This is a genomic window from Caballeronia terrestris (assembly GCF_001544515.1).
Lineage (GTDB): Bacteria > Pseudomonadota > Gammaproteobacteria > Burkholderiales > Burkholderiaceae > Caballeronia > Caballeronia terrestris.
On record NZ_FCOL02000431.1, the window covers coordinates 1 to 1,277 of the forward strand.

A 1,277-nucleotide genomic window follows, 5' to 3' on the forward strand; every position below is an offset into this window, starting at 1 on the left:
TGACGATGGCGGACGGAATTGAGGCGAATCGTCTACGGTTTTTTTTTGCGTGCTAACGCGCGTTCGATACTGCGTGGGTGGATCGACAGTTCCAGCCAGGTTTCGATCTCCTGCGCCAGCGCGCGAGCGCGCATGGTGCCATCTTGCTGTAGACGCTCCTCGATGAACGCCATGACCACCGAGTTGAGTTTGTGCGCGCCTTTGGGCCCGCGCTGTTTCGGAAGCAACCCTGGCAGCCCCTCGCTCGCAAAGGCGCTCTCTGCCTGATAGAACGTTGGCCTGGACATTCCGAACAGGGCGGCCGCCTCGGCCTTGGAAGCGCCATCGACCCGAACATGACGCAACATCTCGTACTTGACCTGAACAAGATCGTCGGGATCGAAGAAATCGCCCGATCGAAACCATGGCGCCCGTATTCGGTCGGGATGAGGATTGAGAGCACCAAGTTCGCGTAGTCGATCGCGCTTTGACGGTGGCCTGGTCATTACATGATCGCTCGTTGAGACATTGGCAAATAAAATACGCCTTAACTATGGGTAAGTCAAGTATCTCGGTGACCAAGCTTATTCTTAAAAGATCCTTAGATCGCGCAATCAAATAAAGATTATCGCGAGCCATTGACTCCGCGGTCATTCCGACAGCGGCATATTTATCCTTACGTAAACGGCGAAATTTATTTGACATCGCGTGCTCCCAACAAATCGTCAACAAGCGCACGCAATCGAAGCAGATCGTCAGTTCTAAACCAGGATTGTCCACCAGAGGCTTGCGCGAACAGATCTGGCTCCGGGACATCGGTCCAGGATGCCAACACCGAGCGCAGACGCTTGTGTGCGTCGAAGTACATCACGCGATCTTCACCCCAGTTCTGCTTGCGACTCACCAGGACAAAGCGATTTCCACGTGCTGGGTGGAATGGATGGGTAATCTCGAAGGACGCGCCTTTGACTACGCGACGTTCCTCATGACAGACAGTTGCTGACTTGCGAGAAAGCTAAGGTCGAGCAAGGCGTTCTCCTTGTCCAGCGATACATTCTCGCCCGACTTCGCAAGCACCGTTTCTTTAGCCTGGCCGAGGCAAACTCCGCGATCGCGTCACTCTTGGTCGACTTGAACAACAAAGCGTTCAAGAAACTGCCGGGATCGCGCCGCAGCTCTTTCGATGAGTTCGAGCGCTCATCGCTGAAGGCGCTTCCACCGCTGCGGTATCAATATGCTGATTGGAAGGTAGCCCGCGTGGGGCCTGATTACCACGTTGACATTGACGTTCACTATTA

General features: G+C 54.5%; 2 protein-coding genes and 1 pseudogene. 1 reads left to right on the top strand and 2 read right to left on the bottom strand.

All coding sequences use genetic code 11. The features are described from left to right. Window positions 1–32 precede the first annotated feature (32 nt). On the bottom strand, window positions 33–485 hold the full coding sequence (locus AWB67_RS38035) for a helix-turn-helix domain-containing protein (protein WP_087660878.1): 453 nt from the start codon (window positions 483–485) through the stop codon (window positions 33–35). 188 nt (window positions 486–673) lie between these two features. Then, on the bottom strand, window positions 674–928 hold the full coding sequence (locus AWB67_RS38040; RefSeq protein WP_159907847.1) for a DUF5372 family protein: 255 nt from the start codon (window positions 926–928) through the stop codon (window positions 674–676). Window positions 929–987: 59 nt separating this feature from the next. Between AWB67_RS38040 and AWB67_RS42800 the strand changes: the two are divergent. Next, window positions 988–1,277 (top strand): annotated as a pseudogene (locus AWB67_RS42800) (IS21 family transposase); the annotation flags it as partial.

What these genes read in the sequence shown, in the direction of transcription:
- AWB67_RS38035 (WP_087660878.1), bottom strand. Translation starts at nt 485, where the DNA reads ATGACCAGGCCACCGTCAAAGCGCGATCGACTACGCGAACTTGGTGCT.